This window comes from Acinetobacter sp. 228 (genome assembly GCF_048147885.1).
Window position 1 is genome coordinate 1 of record NZ_JAYWYV010000220.1, and the last position, 1,504, is coordinate 1,504.

The following is a 1,504-nucleotide window of genomic DNA, read 5'->3' on the forward strand; positions in this document are numbered from 1 at the left end:
GATAATGAGCTTACGGCCATGCAATTTGGTATGTGCTTGCGTAGCACGTGTAACCACCTGACTTTTAGCATGGTTTACTGTCCAGCGGCTTACACCAAATAAAACCCAAATCGCTAAAAGTGCAAATATCACCAAGCCCGCAACTGCATGCTGTCCAAATGGAACAATTAATAACGCTGCTAATAATGGGCCAATGGCAGTACCTGTGTTTCCGCCCACTTGGAAAGTCGACTGAGCTGTACCGAAGCGCCCACCCGATGCCATACGCGCCACACGCGAAGCTTCTGGGTGAAAGGTGGCAGACCCTACCCCAATCAGTGCAGATGCACATAACAACACAGCAAAACTTGGTGAAAATGCCAACAAGATAATGCCGCAGAATGTGACGACCATTCCCAGTGGGAGAAGATACGGTTTTGGATGTTTATCGGTATAAAGTCCAATCCAAGGCTGTAGCAGCGAGCCTGTAATTTGATATACAAACGAAATCAGAAAAGTTTGCTTTTAGCATTGGATAGATAGCTGGTAGCACTGCCTGAATTAAATCGTTCAGTAAATGCGCAACCGCCACGGCGCCTACAATTTTAATAATCATTCCTTGAGACTGATCATTTGCAACGGTATTGGCAATACCATCTTTCAATTGTATTGAAGACGTCATACCTGAAAAACTCCAATATTTTTAAATGAGATGCTTATTGTAAATTGTCGCTTATAAAGTTATCTTCCAATAATCATTGTATAAGTGACAACTTTTAGGATAGTTTATGTCCGATTCTCTTATTCAGTCCGATTTGTCTGAACTAGTAATTGGACTCTCTTCTGAACATTCTTACCGAGAAATCACGCCTACCCACACGCATACACGTGCTCAGTTTTTATATGCGTCCACTGGCAACATTCAGGTGTTTACACCTAATCATGTGTGGATTGTGCCGCCCATGTGTGCGTTATGGATTCCGGCAAATGTAGAGCACAGTGTGATTTCACTGAGTCACGTTAAGTTAAATACGGCACTGGTTGAAGTAAATGCAGCCGCTCGAATGGGACAACATTGCTTTATTATTCGGGTGAGTAACCTGCTGCATGAACTTTTAATACGTTTAAATGAAATTGAACGAGAGGAAACGCCAAATACAGCAACCTCTCAAGAGCTTTCCCGTTCTTTACAAATTTTGATCTTTGAAGAAATACAGCGAGCCAATTTATTGCCTATCCAAATACCGTGGCCGAAAGACAAAAGACTCTTAAAAATTTGCCAAGAGTTATTACATACGCCTGACCATTCAAAAGATTTAACAGATTGGGCTGATGATATTGGCGCGAGCTCTAGAACTTTAATGCGTATGTTCCAGAAAGAAACAGGGCTATCTTATCGGGCATGGGTACAGCAAATGCATATTGCACTTGCCTTGAGTAAAATTGCGAATGGCGAATCTATTGCTCAAATTTCAGAATCACTGGGGTATACCAACCCCAGCGCGTTCAGTGCGATGTTTAAGCG

The 1,504-nt window shown here is 42.4% G+C and carries 1 protein-coding gene and 1 pseudogene; one reads left to right on the plus strand and one right to left on the minus strand.

Translation table 11 applies throughout. The features are described 5' to 3' along the window. A pseudogene (locus tag VXQ92_RS17540) lies at window positions 1–661 on the minus strand (MFS transporter); the annotation flags it as partial. Between the two features lie 106 nt (window positions 662–767). Between VXQ92_RS17540 and VXQ92_RS17545 the strand changes: the two are divergent. After that, the coding region (locus VXQ92_RS17545; protein WP_416682680.1) for an AraC family transcriptional regulator at window positions 768–1,504 on the plus strand (737 nt) is incomplete at its 3' end.